Source organism: Methanomassiliicoccales archaeon (genome assembly GCA_014361295.1).
In the GTDB taxonomy this organism is placed as follows: domain Archaea; phylum Thermoplasmatota; class Thermoplasmata; order Methanomassiliicoccales; family JACIVX01; genus JACIVX01.
Genome location: JACIVX010000001.1, coordinates 828,674 through 844,914, shown reverse-complemented (window position 1 = coordinate 844,914; position 16,241 = coordinate 828,674). Strand labels below are relative to the sequence as shown.

At 45.7% G+C, this 16,241-nt stretch carries 16 protein-coding genes; 10 read left to right on the top strand and 6 right to left on the bottom strand.

Translation table 11 applies throughout. The features are described 5' to 3' along the window. Positions 1-23: 23 nt before the first annotated feature. Positions 24-146: a hypothetical protein gene (locus H5T41_04150; protein ID MBC7107967.1), complete on the bottom strand. Its 123-nt coding sequence runs from the start codon at positions 144-146 to the stop codon at positions 24-26. Positions 147-1,261: 1,115 nt separating this feature from the next. On the opposite strand from H5T41_04150, the gene trpE reads away from it, so the two are divergent. From trpE to H5T41_04120, 6 genes are read left to right on the top strand one after another with little or no spacing between them, the layout of a single operon-like run. Continuing rightward, positions 1,262-2,623 carry an anthranilate synthase component I gene (trpE, locus tag H5T41_04145; protein ID MBC7107966.1) on the top strand — a complete coding sequence of 454 codons (1,362 nt, stop codon included), beginning with the start codon at positions 1,262-1,264 and terminating at the stop codon, positions 2,621-2,623. A 5-nt stretch (positions 2,624-2,628) separates the two neighbouring features. Continuing rightward, complete coding sequence (locus tag H5T41_04140; protein ID MBC7107965.1) at positions 2,629-3,195, top strand: aminodeoxychorismate/anthranilate synthase component II; 567 nt, start codon at positions 2,629-2,631, stop codon at positions 3,193-3,195. Next, the gene (gene trpD / locus H5T41_04135; GenBank protein MBC7107964.1) at positions 3,192-5,165 is read left to right on the top strand and encodes an anthranilate phosphoribosyltransferase; all 1,974 of its coding nucleotides are present in this window, start codon (positions 3,192-3,194) and stop codon (positions 5,163-5,165) included. Before H5T41_04140 ends, trpD begins: the two co-directional genes overlap by 4 nt. Then, on the top strand, positions 5,162-5,749 hold the full coding sequence (locus H5T41_04130) for a phosphoribosylanthranilate isomerase (protein MBC7107963.1): 588 nt from the start codon (positions 5,162-5,164) through the stop codon (positions 5,747-5,749). The genes trpD and H5T41_04130 overlap by 4 nt, the downstream gene beginning before the upstream one ends. A gap of 32 nt (positions 5,750-5,781) precedes the next feature. Then, on the top strand, positions 5,782-6,921 hold the full coding sequence (trpB, locus tag H5T41_04125; protein ID MBC7107962.1) for a tryptophan synthase subunit beta: 1,140 nt from the start codon (positions 5,782-5,784) through the stop codon (positions 6,919-6,921). Further along, positions 6,921-7,748 (top strand): tryptophan synthase subunit alpha, encoded by an 828-nt coding sequence (locus H5T41_04120; GenBank protein MBC7107961.1) that lies wholly within the window; start codon positions 6,921-6,923, stop codon positions 7,746-7,748. The genes trpB and H5T41_04120 overlap by 1 nt, the downstream gene beginning before the upstream one ends. A 50-nt stretch (positions 7,749-7,798) precedes the next feature. On the opposite strand, the gene H5T41_04115 is transcribed toward H5T41_04120, so the two are convergent. Beyond that, a complete protein-coding gene (locus H5T41_04115) occupies positions 7,799-9,370 on the bottom strand; it encodes a tripartite tricarboxylate transporter permease (GenBank protein ID MBC7107960.1) in 1,572 nt (523 codons plus the stop codon). Positions 9,371-9,514: 144 nt separating this feature from the next. Between H5T41_04115 and H5T41_04110 the strand changes: the two genes are divergently transcribed. Beyond that, positions 9,515-10,426, top strand: coding sequence for an ATP-binding cassette domain-containing protein (locus H5T41_04110; GenBank protein MBC7107959.1), 912 nt, complete (start codon positions 9,515-9,517; stop codon positions 10,424-10,426). A gap of 32 nt (positions 10,427-10,458) precedes the next feature. Next, positions 10,459-11,208, top strand: a complete 750-nt coding sequence (locus H5T41_04105) for an ABC transporter permease (protein MBC7107958.1) — start codon at positions 10,459-10,461, stop codon at positions 11,206-11,208. On the opposite strand, the gene H5T41_04100 is transcribed toward H5T41_04105, so the two are convergent. From H5T41_04100 to ade, 3 genes are all read right to left on the bottom strand, one after another. Next, a complete protein-coding gene (locus H5T41_04100; GenBank protein ID MBC7107957.1) occupies positions 11,201-11,758 on the bottom strand; it encodes a purine phosphoribosyltransferase family protein in 558 nt (185 codons plus the stop codon). The genes H5T41_04105 and H5T41_04100 overlap by 8 nt on opposite strands. A gap of 71 nt (positions 11,759-11,829) precedes the next feature. Next, a complete protein-coding gene (locus H5T41_04095) occupies positions 11,830-12,492 on the bottom strand; it encodes a phosphoribosyltransferase (protein ID MBC7107956.1) in 663 nt (220 codons plus the stop codon). 80 nt (positions 12,493-12,572) lie between these two features. Further along, a complete protein-coding gene (ade, locus tag H5T41_04090; GenBank protein ID MBC7107955.1) occupies positions 12,573-14,207 on the bottom strand; it encodes an adenine deaminase in 1,635 nt (544 codons plus the stop codon). A gap of 61 nt (positions 14,208-14,268) precedes the next feature. On the opposite strand from ade, the gene H5T41_04085 reads away from it, so the two are divergent. Continuing rightward, positions 14,269-14,529 carry a DUF504 domain-containing protein gene (locus tag H5T41_04085; protein ID MBC7107954.1) on the top strand — a complete coding sequence of 87 codons (261 nt, stop codon included), beginning with the start codon at positions 14,269-14,271 and terminating at the stop codon, positions 14,527-14,529. Positions 14,530-14,540: 11 nt separating this feature from the next. Here H5T41_04085 and H5T41_04080 read toward each other — a convergent pair whose 3' ends face one another. After that, complete coding sequence (locus tag H5T41_04080; GenBank protein MBC7107953.1) at positions 14,541-15,143, bottom strand: hypothetical protein; 603 nt, start codon at positions 15,141-15,143, stop codon at positions 14,541-14,543. A gap of 280 nt (positions 15,144-15,423) precedes the next feature. Between H5T41_04080 and H5T41_04075 the strand changes: the two genes are divergently transcribed. Next, positions 15,424-16,215 (top strand): TPD domain-containing protein, encoded by a 792-nt coding sequence (locus H5T41_04075; GenBank protein MBC7107952.1) that lies wholly within the window; start codon positions 15,424-15,426, stop codon positions 16,213-16,215. Positions 16,216-16,241 lie beyond the last annotated feature (26 nt).

The following is a 16,241-nucleotide window of genomic DNA, read 5'->3' as shown; positions in this document are numbered from 1 at the left end:
TAATCAATGGTCTCGAATCAATATCAAGAATTTTTTTTGATTGCTTTCGATAGTCTTCTTGATTGGCCGTGATACGTTAAAACAATAGAGGGATTGCATCGATCGATAAAGGCGATAAGTTCCTCGAAGTCTGCATGATCCGACAAGGGAAATGCTTCATCGACATCGATGCTCTTTCTAAACACTTGTCTACCGCCATGCCGGTGGCGACTGCTGTTTTTGATCGCTCATCTTTCCAATTTCTCATACGAGTTGAACCTAGATACCTCATAGGATAAATCTGGATTGATGGTTCGGATGGTGGGGTCTCTGAGAGCGTAGAATAATGGATTGATATATTGGGGATCAATCGCGTCAAATCGTCGATTGTTCTGTGGACAAATATCTGACGATCAGAAAGGATTGACATCAACTCCTGCGCCTTTCCAAACGGTTGCACAAAGAAGGTGACTGAAAATCCCCGTTTGATTGAATCTTCAGTCCAATCCCTGATCTCATGCATGATCTCCTCTGTTTTTGGAAAGATAAATCGCGGATCGCCGTAAGTTGCTTCGACGATCATCGCATCTGTTTGGACAGGAATGGCCGCGTTAAGACCGAATCTCGTTCGCGTGCTGAAATCGCCGGTGTAAAGAATTCTACGTTTGTTCTCGAGGAGGAACATCGACGCGCCAGGTACATGACCAGAGTTGAGAATTCTGACCTGGGAGCAGGTAATTGGTTTGATCTCCTTCCTTAATCTCATACTCGCTATGCTGGCAGTCAGATCTGTGCATATTGCCGTTACGCCATGAATCTCCGTAGGTAAATGATCGAGGTGTGCGTGTGAAATACAATGAATCCCAGATAATCCCAGTTTTGTGGAATCAAAGTAATACTGCGCTTCTGAGAAGATCTCGATGCCATTTCTTACTTTGATATTAATCTCATTCACTTGATCCTCTGGGGTAGTAACTATTCTTTACATCTTGTATTTCTTTTTATTTTATAGCTTAGAACATAGAACATTCCTATGACTTAATTCTTTAATTTTATAGAAAAATGAAGACTCTGTTTATCGTCATTATCTAACATTGGGTTTTGGTGTATGGAACTTGAATATTATTGTTTGCGAGCGGTAATTTTATAGTACTTTTTTGTTCAATAAAGTTATAAATATTACATTGCTGTTCGCTATCAAACATGAAACGAAGCGGGGATTTACTTTGGAAACCGAACAAAGAATTCCAATGAGTTTTCACAATTACGGCCGAAAAAACCATTGAAAGTGAGTATTGCGTTGCGCGAAGGGCCGATTGCGGATCCGGTATCGATCTTTTCATCTTTGAGAGAAGAATTTCCAGGTGAATGTTTTCTACTTGAATCCGTTGAAGGCACGAGTAGAACCGCACGGTATTCTTTCATCGGTGTGGACCCTTTGTCGGTTTTTAAGTCGAGAGATCACACGGTGGAGATCGATGGCGAGGTTTTTGAAGTGGAGAATCCTTTTCTTAATTTAAGAGAATACTTCCGTTCATTTGACTGCGGCGCCTCCGAACTGGCGCCATTTTCTGGCGGCATCGTGGGCTATCTTGGATATGAGATGGTAAGGTTTTTGGAAACCGTCAATGGATTGGACAAAAAAATCGATAATATGCCAGAGACGTACTTTATGCTCCCGAATCATCTTGTTTGCATCGATCATCTCAACAATCGAACCTTTCTCATCACCCATGGCAATCTACATGAACTTCAGAAGTCCCTGGGAGAAATTCGACACCCAGAGAAGCCGTTCGTTCGCATTGGAAATCCTGCGGCAAATATCGACAAGAATGAATATGAGCGGATCGTTGAGGACGCCAAAAGGTTCATTCTGGACGGCGATATATTTCAAGTTGTTCTCTCGCGCAGATACGAGTTTTCCGTCGAAGGTGATCCTCTCGCGATGTATATTGCGTTACGTCGAATTAATCCCTCACCATATCTCTTCTTCCTCGATTTCAATGGTGTCAAGCTTCTTGGTTCCTCACCCGAAATGCTCGTGAGACTAGAAGGAAGGAAACTTGTAACAAGGCCTTTGGCGGGTACGAGAAGAAGGGATGGAGACAGGGAAGAGGATGAGAAGCTGAAAATCGAGATGCTCCTCGACGAAAAGGAAAGAGCCGAGCATCTCATGCTTGTCGATCTTTCTAGGAATGATCTTGGAAGGGTTTCAAAATTCGGTACAGTGAAAGTCACTGAACTCATGGCCGTTGAGAAATATTCGCATGTGCAGCATATCGTTTCGAACGTTGAGGGGGAATTGCGCGATGATTGTGACGCCTTTGATGCGCTGCGCAGTTGTTTCCCTGCTGGCACCGTTTCTGGAGCACCGAAGATACGTGCCATGGAAATCATTTCGGAGCTGGAAAAAGATCCGAGAGGGCCTTATGCGGGAGCAGTCGGCTATTTTGATTTTACAGGGAATATGGATTTCGCCATAACGATCAGATCGATCACAGTTACTGATGGCAAAGCGAGGATTCAGGCGGGAGCAGGAATCGTTGCGGATTCTGTGCCGATTAACGAATTCAATGAAACAGAGCATAAAATGAAGGCGATGCTGGAAGCCATCAGATCGATTTCGGAGGAGGGTTTCCATTGACTGAGATTCTCATTGTCGATAATTACGATTCTTTTGTGTATAACATTGTACAGTATCTCGGCGAGCTCGGTGCGGCCGTCCACGTACTTAGAAATGATTCACCAGATCTTTATCGATTTTCCCAGAAGTGTGATGGGTTCGTTATTTCTCCCGGTCCCGGTCATCCTAGGGACGCAAAGGGAAGTCTGGACATCGCAGCCAACAATGGATTTGGTATGCCAACTCTCGGAGTCTGCTTGGGTCATCAAGTTATCGCCTATGTCTGCGGTGGAAATGTTGTGAGAGCAGAGCGAACATTGCACGGTAAGCTTGGGCGGGTTCGACATTTCTTTGATCCGATTTTTGATGGTGTACCCTCCGAATTCGTGGCGGTTCGATACCATTCATTGATAGTTGAACGTGACAGTCTTCCGGCCTCTCTGAAAATCCTCGCAGAAAGCGAAAATAAGGAAATCATGGCCCTTAGAGTCGGGAATAAGCCTGTCTACGGTCTGCAGTTTCATCCAGAGTCTGTGTTGACTGCCTATGGAAAACAGATTCTTTCGAACTTCCTGAGGATGTGTAGGAAATGATTCGCGAAGCGATAAAACAGGTGGTTGAGGGCTACGATCTCACTTACTCAGCAGCACGAGCGGTGATGCGTGAAATGATGCTCGGTGAAGCCACGTCAGGTCAAATCGCGGCATTCCTTACGGCGATGAAGATGAAGGGAGAAAGGGAGCATGAAATGCTCGGGTTTATCACTGAGATGCTTGACAATGCCGTCCGGATTCCATCTCCGCCTGGCGCCGTTGATGTGTGCGGGACGGGCGGGGACAATTCTGGCACATTTAACGTGAGCACAGTTGCTTCCTTTGTTGTATCGGCAGCGGGTGCACCAGTTGCGAAGCATGGAAATCGCTCAGTCTCGAGCAGATGCGGATCGGCAGATTTGTTGCGTGCAATGGGCATTCCTTTTGATCTCGATCCCCCTTACGTCGAGAGGTGTCTTTTTGAAGCTGACTTGGGATTTCTCTTTGCTCCTACCTTTCATGTGTTGATGAAAAATGTCAACTCGACGCGGAAGGAAATCGGCATTCCAACACTCTTCAATCTCCTTGGACCCCTGGCCAATCCCGCGAACCCGCCATATCGACTTATAGGGGTCTACAAACCGTCAGTCGCACAGACAGTGGCAAACATCCTTCGTTCTCTCGAGGTGCAGCATGCGCTTGTTGTCCATGGAAATGGTCTGGACGAGATCACGAATACAGGCGAAACAATAGTGGTCGAGCTAAAAGAGAATAAGATTTTCAGCTACAGTATTTCACCAGCTGAATTTGGAATTGACCTGGCAGAGCCTGACGAAATCAGGGGCGGAGGCCCCTTCGAAAATGCGAGGATCGCGTTATCTGTGTTGCGTGGCGAATCCAATCCGAAACTGGATCTCGTCCTGCTTAATGCTGGCGCCGCTCTTTATGCAGCCAACATGGCCGAAAATATCGAGGAGGGTATCAAAATCGCTCGTAAAGCGATTATCAGCGGCAAGGCACTTTCGAAGCTCAAAGGATTTCATTCATTCGTAAATAGACTTGAAGTGGAACGCCAACGAACGATGAGTATCGCCTCTCTGAGAAAAACTGTCATATGCCCCGAGTCACTTGTATACAGGTGCACGGATCTGACAGTGGAAATGGCTAAGGAAATCATGATTTCAGAACGAGGCGCTCAGTTGCTCAAAGGACTTGACGATAATCTTTTCAAATCACCAGGTGCACTAACTGTCATTATTCTGACAAAAATACTTCGCCTGCTATCCGAAAGAAAATTAAATATCCACTCGCAGTCCCGCTTCAATCGACACGCAAGACGAAAGATGTCTGATGCAATTCTCAGTGCGGAAGGTCTCGCGATTCTTGGAGAGTTCAAGAATCGCATCCCCTCGTCTAAGGATTTATACATCCCGCCAGAGCCGTCCTTAATCGCTGAGCTGTATGAGTCGTACGGACTCGACGGTATGTCGGTCATCGTCGAAGAGGACTTCTTCTTTGGCGATCCGAATCTTTTCACATTCTTCCGGGAAAAAATCGATATTCCAATGCTTTTCAAGGATTTCATCGTATCCGAAGAACAAATCAGGGTCGCGGCGGAACTCGGAGCTGATTCCATACTTATTATCTCGAAGGCGCTTAAACAGGATAGGATCGAAGCACTCATTCAAGAAAGCATCCGATTTGGTCTTGAGCCAATAATCGAAGTGCACGATGGTGGGGATGTCGAGAAGATCATCACATGTTCGAATTATGACATCATTAGACTCGTTGGCATTAATTCTAGAAACCTCCAGACGTTGAGAACTGATTTATCGATACTACCGCACGTGAAAAAAATGATCACCGGCGACAAGCTCCTGATCGCTGAGAGCGGAATAATGGGAGCGAAGGATCTCGAGGCATTGCAAGGGTTCGACGCTGCATTGATCGGTTCATCTTTCCTGACAGCCGAGAGACCTGCGGATAAGATCGCTGAAATTGTCACCGCGGCAAGGAGGATGAAGAATTGAAGGTCAAGATCTGTGGAATCACAAATGCTGAAGATGCCTGGATGTGTGAATCATTTGACCCAGATGCCCTTGGTTTCGTTCATTATCCTTCGAAGGCGCGGAGTTTACCTCTTAAAGATATCCGCGACATCACATCTACGATCGGACCTTTCACAAAAACAGTTCTCGTTTGTTTGCCTGGAAGTGTTGATGCAGCTGTGAAGATGGTGGAAGACGCAGGTGTTGACGTCATTCAACTGTATACCTTTGGTAGATCAGAAATTGAGAAAATAAAGGCATGCGGGATTCCCGTTATCAGAGCAGTGAAGCCGCTGGAAAAAGAAATCCAAGAGTTCTTTGATGTCGCCGATGCGTTACTTTTTGATGGGCCTGTCCCTGGATCAGGATTATCTCACGATTACAGGAGCATTCCTATTAAGAGTTGTCGCAGGGCGATTATTGCTGGTGGGTTGAATCTCGATAATCTGCATGTCGTGAAATCTTTGAAACCGTACGGGGTTGATGTATCGTCTGGTGTAGAGAGAACTATCGGCAAAAAGGATCCACAATTAGTTTCGGAATTCATCAGGAGGTGCAGAGTTTGACTAATGTCCGATATTTCGGACGATTTGGCGGTATGTATGTGCCAGAAATACTCATGAAAGCTCTGAAGGACCTCGAAAAAGAATACAACAGGGTGAAGAATGATAGTACGTTCAGAGAAGAACTTAACGATCTTCTTCACAATTACGCAGGAAGACCCACTCCACTATACTTTGCGAGACGGCTTTCGAAACGATGCGGAGGCGCCAGAATATTTTTGAAGCGCGAAGACCTCGCTCATACGGGGTCTCATAAGATCAACAACGCCCTCGGCCAGGCGCTTCTTGCGAAATGGATGGGCAAAGATAGAATTATCGCTGAGACTGGGGCAGGCCAGCATGGAGTAGCAACGGCTACGGCATGTGCGCTGTTGGGTATCAAGTGTGAGATTTACATGGGAGAGGTCGATGTTGAGAGGCAAAGGCTCAATTGCTTCAGAATGTCGTTGCTTGGTGCCAAGATCAATGTCGTCAAATCGGGATCGAGAACACTGAAAGATGCGATCAACGAGGCAATGAGGGATTACGCTGCAACGAGCGATCATACACATTATCTTATTGGAAGTGTCGTCGGTCCGCACCCATATCCAACGATCGTTCGTGATTTCCAGTGTGTGATTGGGGAGGAAGCGAGGGAACAGATTCTTGAGCAAGCAAAGGAAATGCCAGATGCGCTTGTCGCATGCGTTGGTGGCGGCAGCAATGCACTTGGACTCTTTCATCCTTTTCTCCCACACAGCAATGTCAGGATGTACGGAGTCGAAGCCGCTGGTGAAGGTGTTGAGACGGGCAGGCATGCCGCAAGTCTGGTGGCTGGGAGAGAAGGCGTTCTGCATGGTGCTCGAACGATGATTTTGCAGAATGAAGAGGGACAAATTTCTGAGACGCACTCCATCGCTGCTGGTCTGGATTATCCTGGCGTCGGGCCGGAACATGCCTATCTCAAATCGATTGGTCGAGTGAATTACGTCGCGGTCAGCGATCGAGATGCCCTCACGGCATTCCGGATACTATCTGAAACAGAAGGAATTATTCCCGCTCTGGAAAGCGCTCATGCGATTGCATTTGTGTTGCGTTCGGCGAAGGATCTTTTTAACGACGGAATCATCATTGTCAATCTTTCTGGTAGAGGAGACAAGGACGTGGCACAGGTTGCTGAGATGGAGGAGAAATAATGACCAGAATCTCGAATACCTTCGCATCTCTCAGACACAAGGGAATCGCTGCGTACATTCCATACGTATGTGCTGGTGATCCTTCGATCGACTTCTCAAAAAAATTGATTCATAATCTTATCAACTCTGGAGCGGATATTTTGGAAATTGGCATTCCATTCTCAGACCCAATCGCTGATGGGCCTCTTATACAAGGTGCAATGATGCGCTCTTTGGCAAACGGATTTCAGATGAGGCATCTATTCGAGTTGGTTTCTGATGTGAGAGTATTTGAAAACGATAAGCCAATCATCATTATGAGCTATCTCAATCCGATTATTCAATTCGGGATCGAGCGTTTCTGTGAATTGGCATCACAAGCGGGCGTTGATGGCTTACTCCTTGTTGATCTCCCCTTGGAGGAATCGGAGGAAATCGACAAAATCGCCAGATCAAACGGTCTTGACATTATCAGAATCATTGCCCCGACATCCGGTGATGAGCGTATCGACCGATTGCTCGAGAACAGCTCTGGTTTTGTCTACGTTGTTTCAGTAGCTGGTGTTACTGGTCCGAGAGAGAAATTGCCTCAGACTGTCTTCTCTTTTCTTAAAACTGTCAAAGCCAGAAGCCACGTTCCGGTGGTTCTTGGATTCGGAATATCAGGGCCAGATCAGGTAGCTCTTGCTGTCAAAGCTGGAGCTGACGGCATTGTTGAAGGATCCAATCTCATCAGATTATACAATTCTCTAGGAAAAAATGACTCGAGCTTACCAATCATAGCGAGTCATGTTCGTGAAATGAAAGCGGCGATGGCGATTTCTCAAACAAATGCACAGGGAATTTAATTCATATTTTTTCAATTAATTATGGTGTGACGCTATCAGAGAATTCAGAATCATAATTCTGCGAAGAAGATGATGATGGGGAGAAGCAAACAACCAGTGAGTTGCACCCTCTTGACGCCGATTAACGGTGGTAAGAGACCAAGACAGGTTGCAGCGACGAGTACAATGAACCCGATAGGTCCTGTCATTAAGAGAACAAGTGAGATTAAGAATAAAAGCACGACTAGATTGATCCTTTTTGTATCGACATTTTCAAGCTTCTTGCTGATCCTTTTTCCGAAGACGATTGTCAATGCGAACCCAATCAGCGATGCGAAAAAGATCGAGAATAGCATGAGTGAAAAGACCGGGGAGATCTGGTTCAACGACGCATCGATCTCCTGAGGTCCTATGATTTCCCTCACCGCGAGCATCGCCCCACTCCTGCCCTTACCTATCGTTGTGAGGGCAACTAGATTGAAAACGGTTGCAGAGGTTCCGAGAGCGGAAACCATTGTGATAAAATCCTTTGAAGAATCGATTGGATCAACTTTCTTCTTCGATGTAATAAAACTAGCAATAACCGCACCTGTTGTTGAAGTTACACCCGGACACCATCCTACAAGAGCGCCGATGACCGTACCTTTCATCGCATCACCGAAATTGATGCTTGCGTGTGGTTTCGATTCCTGCGGCGGGATTTTTGATCTTCCTAGTGAAAGAATCAGAGAAGGCACCCCAAAAAGACCAGACAGCAATGGAAACAGCAGGTTATCAGAAGTGCCAGGAAGGAGTGGGTTAGAAGGCAGCTTTCCGTGCAGCACGATGAAGCCAAGTATGCCTGAGCAAAGAAAGATTGCGAGCGCAATCATTTTCTTTCGAATCCTTCTTTTTTCGAATCTCCAGACACCCTCGATTGTTGCATAACCATCAGGAATGCTTCCTTTGATGCGAACTTTCCAACGACCGTTGGTAGTATTTACCACATAGGATCTCAGGAAGGCGTGTCGAATTCTCCCAGAGATCCGCACTCTTTCACCTTCTGAAGGAAATGGCGGTGATAGGATCACATATGGGGATGAAAACTCGATACTTCCCTCGCGTGCATCGATGATTGCAGTAATTCGATTATCCTCCTTTTCGGAAACGATCAGAAGAATAACTATTGCTATGAGAATAACTGGAATGAAAGGAACAAGGAGTTCATACAGTTTCAAAGGAGCCCCCATCAGTAACCGTAACGGAAATGCGAGCGTGATTGCAAGGAATGCGCCAATGAGACTCCCCTTCGCAGCGCACCCAATGGCCTCCATGCCCTTCCCGCGAAGCAGCAGTCTGTGCCCAGGGAGAACAGAAAGAATTTCGGGATCTTCTGGAGCACCAAGGAAGACAGAAGGGATGAAATCGAGGAAAGAATGGACGGTTGCTGCTGACACGATCATTGATGAGAAAAGGATTGGTATCATGGTAGGGTCTAAATCATTTGCTAATTCGATCAGAGGAGAAGTTATCGAGGGGTATGTGGTGATGAGGATGACGCACAAGGTATTGACGTGAATTCCTGGTACGAGGCCGCTAATGCATCCTAGGCATGCACCAGCAACGGTGAAGCAAAGAATTAACAGAAGGATGTGTACCTCCACGAAGCAAATTAATTTCTTACCAATTGAAATGGTGCTTCCATTACTCTTATACTATTCTCCTGTGAATTAGTTTGTTTGTGGTTCAAGATTTAATGATTGCAACAACACAGATTAATTAATGGATTCGATCAATTACCCGGCAGCATGAAAACCATCGTCAAAGCTGAAAACTTGACAAAAAGATACGATTCATTCACGGCCGTTAACAGTATCAATTTCGAGATCAAGGAAGGAGAGTGTTTCGGTTTTCTCGGCCCCAATGGAGCTGGCAAAACGACTGTAATGAAGATGATTTATTGTGCATCACCGATCACTTCTGGGAAATTGTTCGTACTGGGATTGGATGTCGAGAAGAATCTAAGAGAAATAAAGGCGCTTATCGGAGTCGCTCCTCAGGAAAATAATCTTGACCCTGATTTCACGGTTCTGAAAAATCTGACCGTTTATGCCCGCTATTTCGGGATCGAAAAGAGCGTTGCAGAGAGAAAGGCAATGGAACTTCTAGACTTCATGCAATTGAAAGAAAAAGCTAATGTCGAGATACCTGAGCTTTCCGGAGGAATGAAAAGGCGACTTATCATCGCAAGAGCTCTTATCAACGACCCCAAGATTCTCATTTTGGATGAGCCAACAACGGGTCTTGATCCTCAGGCAAGGCACCTTATCTGGGATAAGATTAGGGAACTGCGAAAATCTGGTGTTACCGTCATCATGACAACGCATTATATGGATGAAGCGGAGCGTTTGTGCGATAGGCTTGTCATCATGGATCAGGGAAAGATCCTCGTCGAAGGCCGTCCCAAGGATCTCATTGAACGACATTCTGGCCAAAGCGTACTCGAGATCATCGATCCGGCACCTGAAGTTGAGAGTTATTTACGAGCCAGTGGCCTTTTCACTGAAAAGGGATCGGATAGAATTTATGTTTACGCCGACAATCCACAACAACTTCTTCATGAAATCAATGAGAAGTTCTTTCTGCAGCACGCGGCGATCAGGAGGTCAACGCTGGAGGATGTTTTCTTAAAACTTACAGGTAGGGGGCTGAGAGATTGAGTATTTTGTCTAACATCAGCCGTCGGTCTCTAATGGTCTGGAGAAGAAACAAGGATGTCTTTTTTACGACATGGAAAACAAATTTTCTGCCCCCCTTCTTTGAACCGATTCTCTATCTTGTGGCGATGGGATTGGGGTTTGGAATCCTCATTGGAAAAGTCGAATACGAGGGACTTTTCGTTGAATATGCGATGTTCTTAGCACCTGGTCTTGTTGCAATTTCCTCGATGTATTCCGCGTTTTTCGAATGCACATATGGCTCTTATGTGCGCATGCATTACCAGAAAACTTTCGACGCGATCATCGCGACGCCATTGAGTATCGAAGATGTGATTGCTGGAGAAATGCTCTGGGGTGCAACGAAAAGTCTTTTGAATTCGACGATTGTGCTGGGGGTTGTGGTTATCGCTAGACTCGCCTGGTTCCCTGGCATGCTGTTTGTGCCTTTCATTGGGTTTTTGTCTGGGCTTATGTTTGCATCAATCGCAATGATCTTCACTGCGCTCGTTCCAAATATCGATTCGTTCAACTATCCTTTCTTTCTCCTGATCACACCGATGTTCCTCTTCAGTGGGACTTTTTTTCCTCTCAAAGTACTACCAGAATGGGGCCAATGGATGGCCGAAATCCTCCCGCTAACACATTCAACGAGATTGATTCGTGATCTCAGCTACAATATGTTCAGCTGGGTAGATGTGATAAGCTTACTATACATTGTGCTACTAACGGCAATCACCTTTGTTACAGCAATATTACTAATGAGAAAACGTTTAATCAAGTGAGAATGACGACGTGACCGTTCCGAACTTCAACTCTTACGAGAGTCTTGATGTTAACTCCCAGCTCCATTTCAATCCTTGATTTTACGTCTCCTTTTTCAACCACGACGATGACATCCTTGATGATCGCTCCGAGACTTTTGAGCGCCTTCAATATCGCTGAGAGAGTTCCCCCAGTGCTTATTACGTCATCGACGAGGACGATTCTGTCTCCTTTTTTAACGCCATTAATATAGAGTTCCCCCGTAGCGTATCCAGTGCATTGAATTACGCTTACTTCATCTGGTAGCCCGTACTTCTTCTTCCTAATCACGTTGTATGGAATTCCAAGTCTCTGGGAAAGACCGACTGCAATTGGTATTCCCATCGCCTCCGGTGTCGTGATGAGATCACAGTCGAACTCGCCGATCTGGATAATTGCATCAATCACCTCATTCAAAACTCCTGGATCCATGCTGGGAATACCATCGGTAATCGGACTGATGAAATAATCATAATCGCCCATGCGGACAACCGGAGAGGATTCGAGACTCCTTCGAAGTCGATTGAGCATCACGTCATCTATATCCATATCCACTAAGATATAGATAATGGCACATGAATCCGTGAGAGGATTCTTCTCCATCAGCCTGTCTTAACCCAGATTCTTCCCTTTCTCTTGACCCTTCCTTCCGCCTCGAGGTCTTTAAGAGTGCTGCGAATAAGATCTTCGGAAACCTCGATCTCGAATTGATTCAGGAAAGCAGCCTGTATCTCATCTTCAGTCTTTCCGTCCCCAAGAGTTTTTGGAAGCAGAGTCCGTAGATCCTCATGGAGATTCCATGGGAATATAAACCACGTCCACCGATCTTCAGGAACCTTCACCGAGTAGAAGTTTGGTTCAATTTTGGATCGCGTTATGTGCAAAAGGGTTGCAGTCTGGATCTCCTTTGGTTTCAGTTCTTCGACATGCTTGATCGCGAGTTTCAAACTTTCCCCCGTATCGGTGATATCGTCAACAATGAGAACATTTTCATTCTCAATGTTCGCGTTGAGTTCCTGAGTGAGGAGGGCTTTTCCATTCTGGTTAGCTGTGATCCCCCAATGTTCCGTCTTAACGGCGTAGAGCTTCTTGACATGGAGGTGATCGCAGAGGAGTCTTGCTGGAATCCAGCCGCCCCTGGTTAAGCCAATAATAACTGTCGGTCTCCAATTGCAATCTCTGATCTGTCTTGCAACGTCAAGCGTCCATTTGGAAATCTCTTCCCATGTCACAATCTTGCTCCTGAAGCGCTCGATTTCTGGCATCTTTTCACCGAATTACAGCCACAACTCCACAGTATTATAAACAAAAAAGCTTTTTGTTGATTGATTATTCATTTTTTATATTAATCAATGATTGGATCGACGAATTTGAATTGAGTGGAATCGAATAGACCTCTATCGCAGATCTTGAGTTCCGGGACAACGAGAAGGCTTTGGAATGAAAGCGTCATGAATGGCGCTTCCAAATCGCACCCCATTGTCCTTACAAGCTCTGTGATTTTCGTTTCTTTCTCGCAGACTGTCTCGCAGTCTTCAGTGCTCATGAGACCTGCAATGGGCAGCTCCAAAGTAACGGATTTTATGCCGTCCGTCGCACAGTAACCCCCTACCCGTGATACATGTTCGACCGCAGTGGCGATCGAATTCGCATCGACGCCCACAGCGATGATATTATGGGCGTCGTGAGCAACGCTGGACGCGATCGCTCCTTTTTTGAGTTTGAATCCCTTGATGAAACCCAGAGCTGGCTTTTTTCGTTCGTAACGGCACACGACCGAAACATAAAGCACGTCTTGTTGTAAATCCACCTGAACGACACCATCAATGACGTTCAGCTCGGCGACATCAGAATAACTGATATCTTGGTCAGGCACAACGCGAATTACCCTGACCCTCACTTTCCGCCTATCTTTATCGACACGAATTTCAAAATCGGTTGGAGAAGTGTGTTGTTCAACCATGTGGTAATCGAGATTCTCAGGCTCAACTTTGAACAGTGTTCTGCCTTTTTCTGCAACAAGTTTCCCGCCAATGTACACTTGCAGAACGTTAAAATCCTTGAGATTGTCGACAATCACAATGTCTGCCGATTCGCCTATTGCTATTGATCCGAGCGGCAGTCCATAGTGTTTCGCGGGCCACAGGGTCACAGAACGAACTGCGCGGATTGGGTCGATTCCCAAACGCACCGCTTTTCTCAATAAATCATCTATGTGCCCCCTCTTCAAATCCAACGCATGCAAATCATCCGAAACGAGGAGGAACTCATGCTCTCTTGCAAATTGTGCCAACGGTTCCAGATCCTTCGAGGTGGATCCTTCGCGTACCATGATCCTCATGCCTTTGCGATGCTTTTCCAGTGCTTCTTCGGAAGAAACACATTCATGATCTGTTGAGATTCCCGCGAAAATGTAACGGTCGAGAGCATAGCCTGAAAGACCGGGTGCGTGTCCATCGATGGGTTTTCCGAGTAATTTCGCCGCCTCGATTTTCATCATCATATCTTCTCTTTCTGCGAGCACAGCTTGAACATTCATCACCTCGCCGAGCGCTACGAACTCTGGAAGCACCAGCAATTCCTTTACTTCTTTCCAGGTGAGAACGGCGCCCGGAGTCTCCATTTCGGTTGCGGGAACGCATGAAGGGACGGTGAAGTATATCCGCATTGGTGTTTTCTTAGAATCTCTTAGCATGAATTCGATGCCTTTCATGCCAAGAACATTCGCAATTTCATGTGGGTCTGTAATGACGCAAGTTGTGCCATGGGACACGGCAGCCTCAGAAAATCTAGATGGACAAAGGAGCGACGATTCGATGTGAACATGAGAATCGATGAAACCAGGAAGAATGTATACATCAGGTGCATGTGATCGTCTCTCTATGCCAACGATTTTGTCGTCCTGGATTACGATCCTCGCAGGAATTATGGCACCGCCGGCGACATCGACGAGTTGACCTTCGATATTTTTAATATTCATGTTTATTCAATTTCACATCAGTCCCCAAAATATTTTTCCATTGATTCTACTTGCGATCAACATGGCGTTTCCAAGAGAGATCCTCAATGAACTCAAATGGCGGAAGGATAAAAATCTGGCCGAAGCCGAGATTCATTTTTTGCACAGGGGAGCGCCTAACGATATCAAGATTATTTCCGGATCTGAAATCAGAGAGCTCGGCCGATTCTTTTTCACTGTTGGCGATAATGAAATCCCGTATCATCGTATCAGAAAAATCATCTACCGTGGCGAAATCCTTTTTGATTCTCGCAGTCCTGTTAAAAAAATTAAAAAGGATTGACGACCAATCAATCAGCGTGCTTCTCCACAGTTTGGACAGGTTCGCATGAATGCAGGGTATTGAACGCCACATTTCTTACATTTGACCATTTCCGGTTGTTTTGGTTTTTCTGGTGCAGCCGCTGGTGGCGGTGTTGGTTGTTGTGGCGGTGATGGGTGAGACGGCACCTTCGCTGGTTCGGAGGGTTGTGTTGTTTGAATCTGACCGGGCGGATATGGCTGATACTGGGGCTGGAACACCTCCTGCAACCGCACAAAGGCGATGATTAGAAAGATGCCAGGGATGATACCAAAGATGATCCCCAACACTCCATAAATGAGCATATGATCGCTTGCCTCACTGAATCGCCCTTGGTCAATATGATCGAAGACCGTTGGTTTCATAATATAAAGGATGATGAAGTTCACAACCGCAGTGACGAGAAGATAAATCGTGCCTCCTCCGCTCGCGTGATCTAAAACCCACATAAAGAGTGAAATGATCCCAAAAATCGCTGATACGATCATAACGACGAAGAAAAAGACCTGACCCCAATATGCCAGTCTCCTAGCGTCAACTGCAGCCGCAGGAAGCCATGGGGGGCCCCGACTACTCGCTAAAAATGAACCGTCCATTTACAATCCCTCCCGTTCCCATAAGCGGGATTCTCGAGTCACCTGAAATGAATCATCTTCTTCTGTATTTAATCGTATTGCATCCTCAAATCACGATTTCTATTGGGTCGGTATTGATCCCTTATGGGACAAATCTTCGGAAGCAATGTTTGAATTTCTCTTTGCGACAATCATACTTGTGTAACTCTTAGTATGTTTAGCCAGGGTTCCAGTGAAAAACTGGTGTGGCGATAGTTTTAAATACAATCTACCTTACTACGACGATAAAAGCGTGAAAATAATGAGATTAAGTGAATACAGGGAAATTTACAAGTTGTTGAATTTTCCTGAAGACATTAAGATCGTCGCTGCGGAAAAAGGATTGGATGAAGAACTCCTGACGGTCATTTTTACCCAAAAAACGGTTAGAGAAACGACGAAACGATTCTATCTGGTCAAACGCAACGCTGATAAACTCCTCAGGAGTTGGAAAGATGGCAAAAGCATTTTGTCGATCGCAAGAAAATGGCATTTCTCACCCGTCTTGACAGGTTTAATCATATTTCAGGCGAACGGTTTTTCGAAAAAACAGTACTGGAACTTGGTCAAGAATCCTGAATTGATCAATGATCGCAGGACAATGAAAGAAATCATGGAGGTCGTTCGCTCAGACATTGTGTATTCTCCATGGGCGACTGAGGTGCAGTATAAGCGAGGGGAATGGGGTGAAAATCGTTTAAGGAGCTGGTTGGATTCTCAAGGAATAACCTATAAGACGGAAAGGGATCTCAGAGGGGAATTTCCAAAAACACCGGATTGTCTTTTAGAAAAACCGATTCAAGTCAATGGCTGGAAGATCAATTGGATAGAATCAAAAGCGACATTTGGTGACACGGTCGAGGTCAGAAAAAACATCCGCAGGCAGTTGAGCGCTTATACCGATCTTTTCGGAGAAGGGCTTGTCGTTTATTGGTTCGGGTATATCGACGGAATCGAATGCCCAGATGGCATTGCAATTGCAGATTCGTCCCTTCTTTCGTGCAATTGCGAGAAATCATCCGGAATTCTTCCGAGAAATGAAGCAAGCATTTAGATTCTCGTCCACAATATCTTCGTCGA

What these genes read in the sequence shown, in the direction of transcription:
- H5T41_04120 (MBC7107961.1), top strand. Translation starts at nt 6,921, where the DNA reads ATGACCAGAATCTCGAATACCTTCGCATCTCTCAGACACAAGGGAATC.
- trpB (MBC7107962.1), top strand. Translation starts at nt 5,782, where the DNA reads ATGTATGTGCCAGAAATACTCATGAAAGCTCTGAAGGACCTCGAAAAA.
- ade (MBC7107955.1), bottom strand. Translation starts at nt 14,207, where the DNA reads ATGAATATTAAAAATATCGAAGGTCAACTCGTCGATGTCGCCGGCGGT.
- H5T41_04080 (MBC7107953.1), bottom strand. Translation starts at nt 15,143, where the DNA reads ATGGACGGTTCATTTTTAGCGAGTAGTCGGGGCCCCCCATGGCTTCCT.
- H5T41_04100 (MBC7107957.1), bottom strand. Translation starts at nt 11,758, where the DNA reads ATGCTCAATCGACTTCGAAGGAGTCTCGAATCCTCTCCGGTTGTCCGC.
- H5T41_04075 (MBC7107952.1), top strand. Translation starts at nt 15,424, where the DNA reads ATGAGATTAAGTGAATACAGGGAAATTTACAAGTTGTTGAATTTTCCT.
- H5T41_04095 (MBC7107956.1), bottom strand. Translation starts at nt 12,492, where the DNA reads ATGCCAGAAATCGAGCGCTTCAGGAGCAAGATTGTGACATGGGAAGAG.
- H5T41_04105 (MBC7107958.1), top strand. Translation starts at nt 10,459, where the DNA reads ATGGTCTGGAGAAGAAACAAGGATGTCTTTTTTACGACATGGAAAACA.
- H5T41_04085 (MBC7107954.1), top strand. Translation starts at nt 14,269, where the DNA reads ATGGCGTTTCCAAGAGAGATCCTCAATGAACTCAAATGGCGGAAGGAT.
- trpD (MBC7107964.1), top strand. Translation starts at nt 3,192, where the DNA reads ATGATTCGCGAAGCGATAAAACAGGTGGTTGAGGGCTACGATCTCACT.
- H5T41_04110 (MBC7107959.1), top strand. Translation starts at nt 9,515, where the DNA reads ATGAAAACCATCGTCAAAGCTGAAAACTTGACAAAAAGATACGATTCA.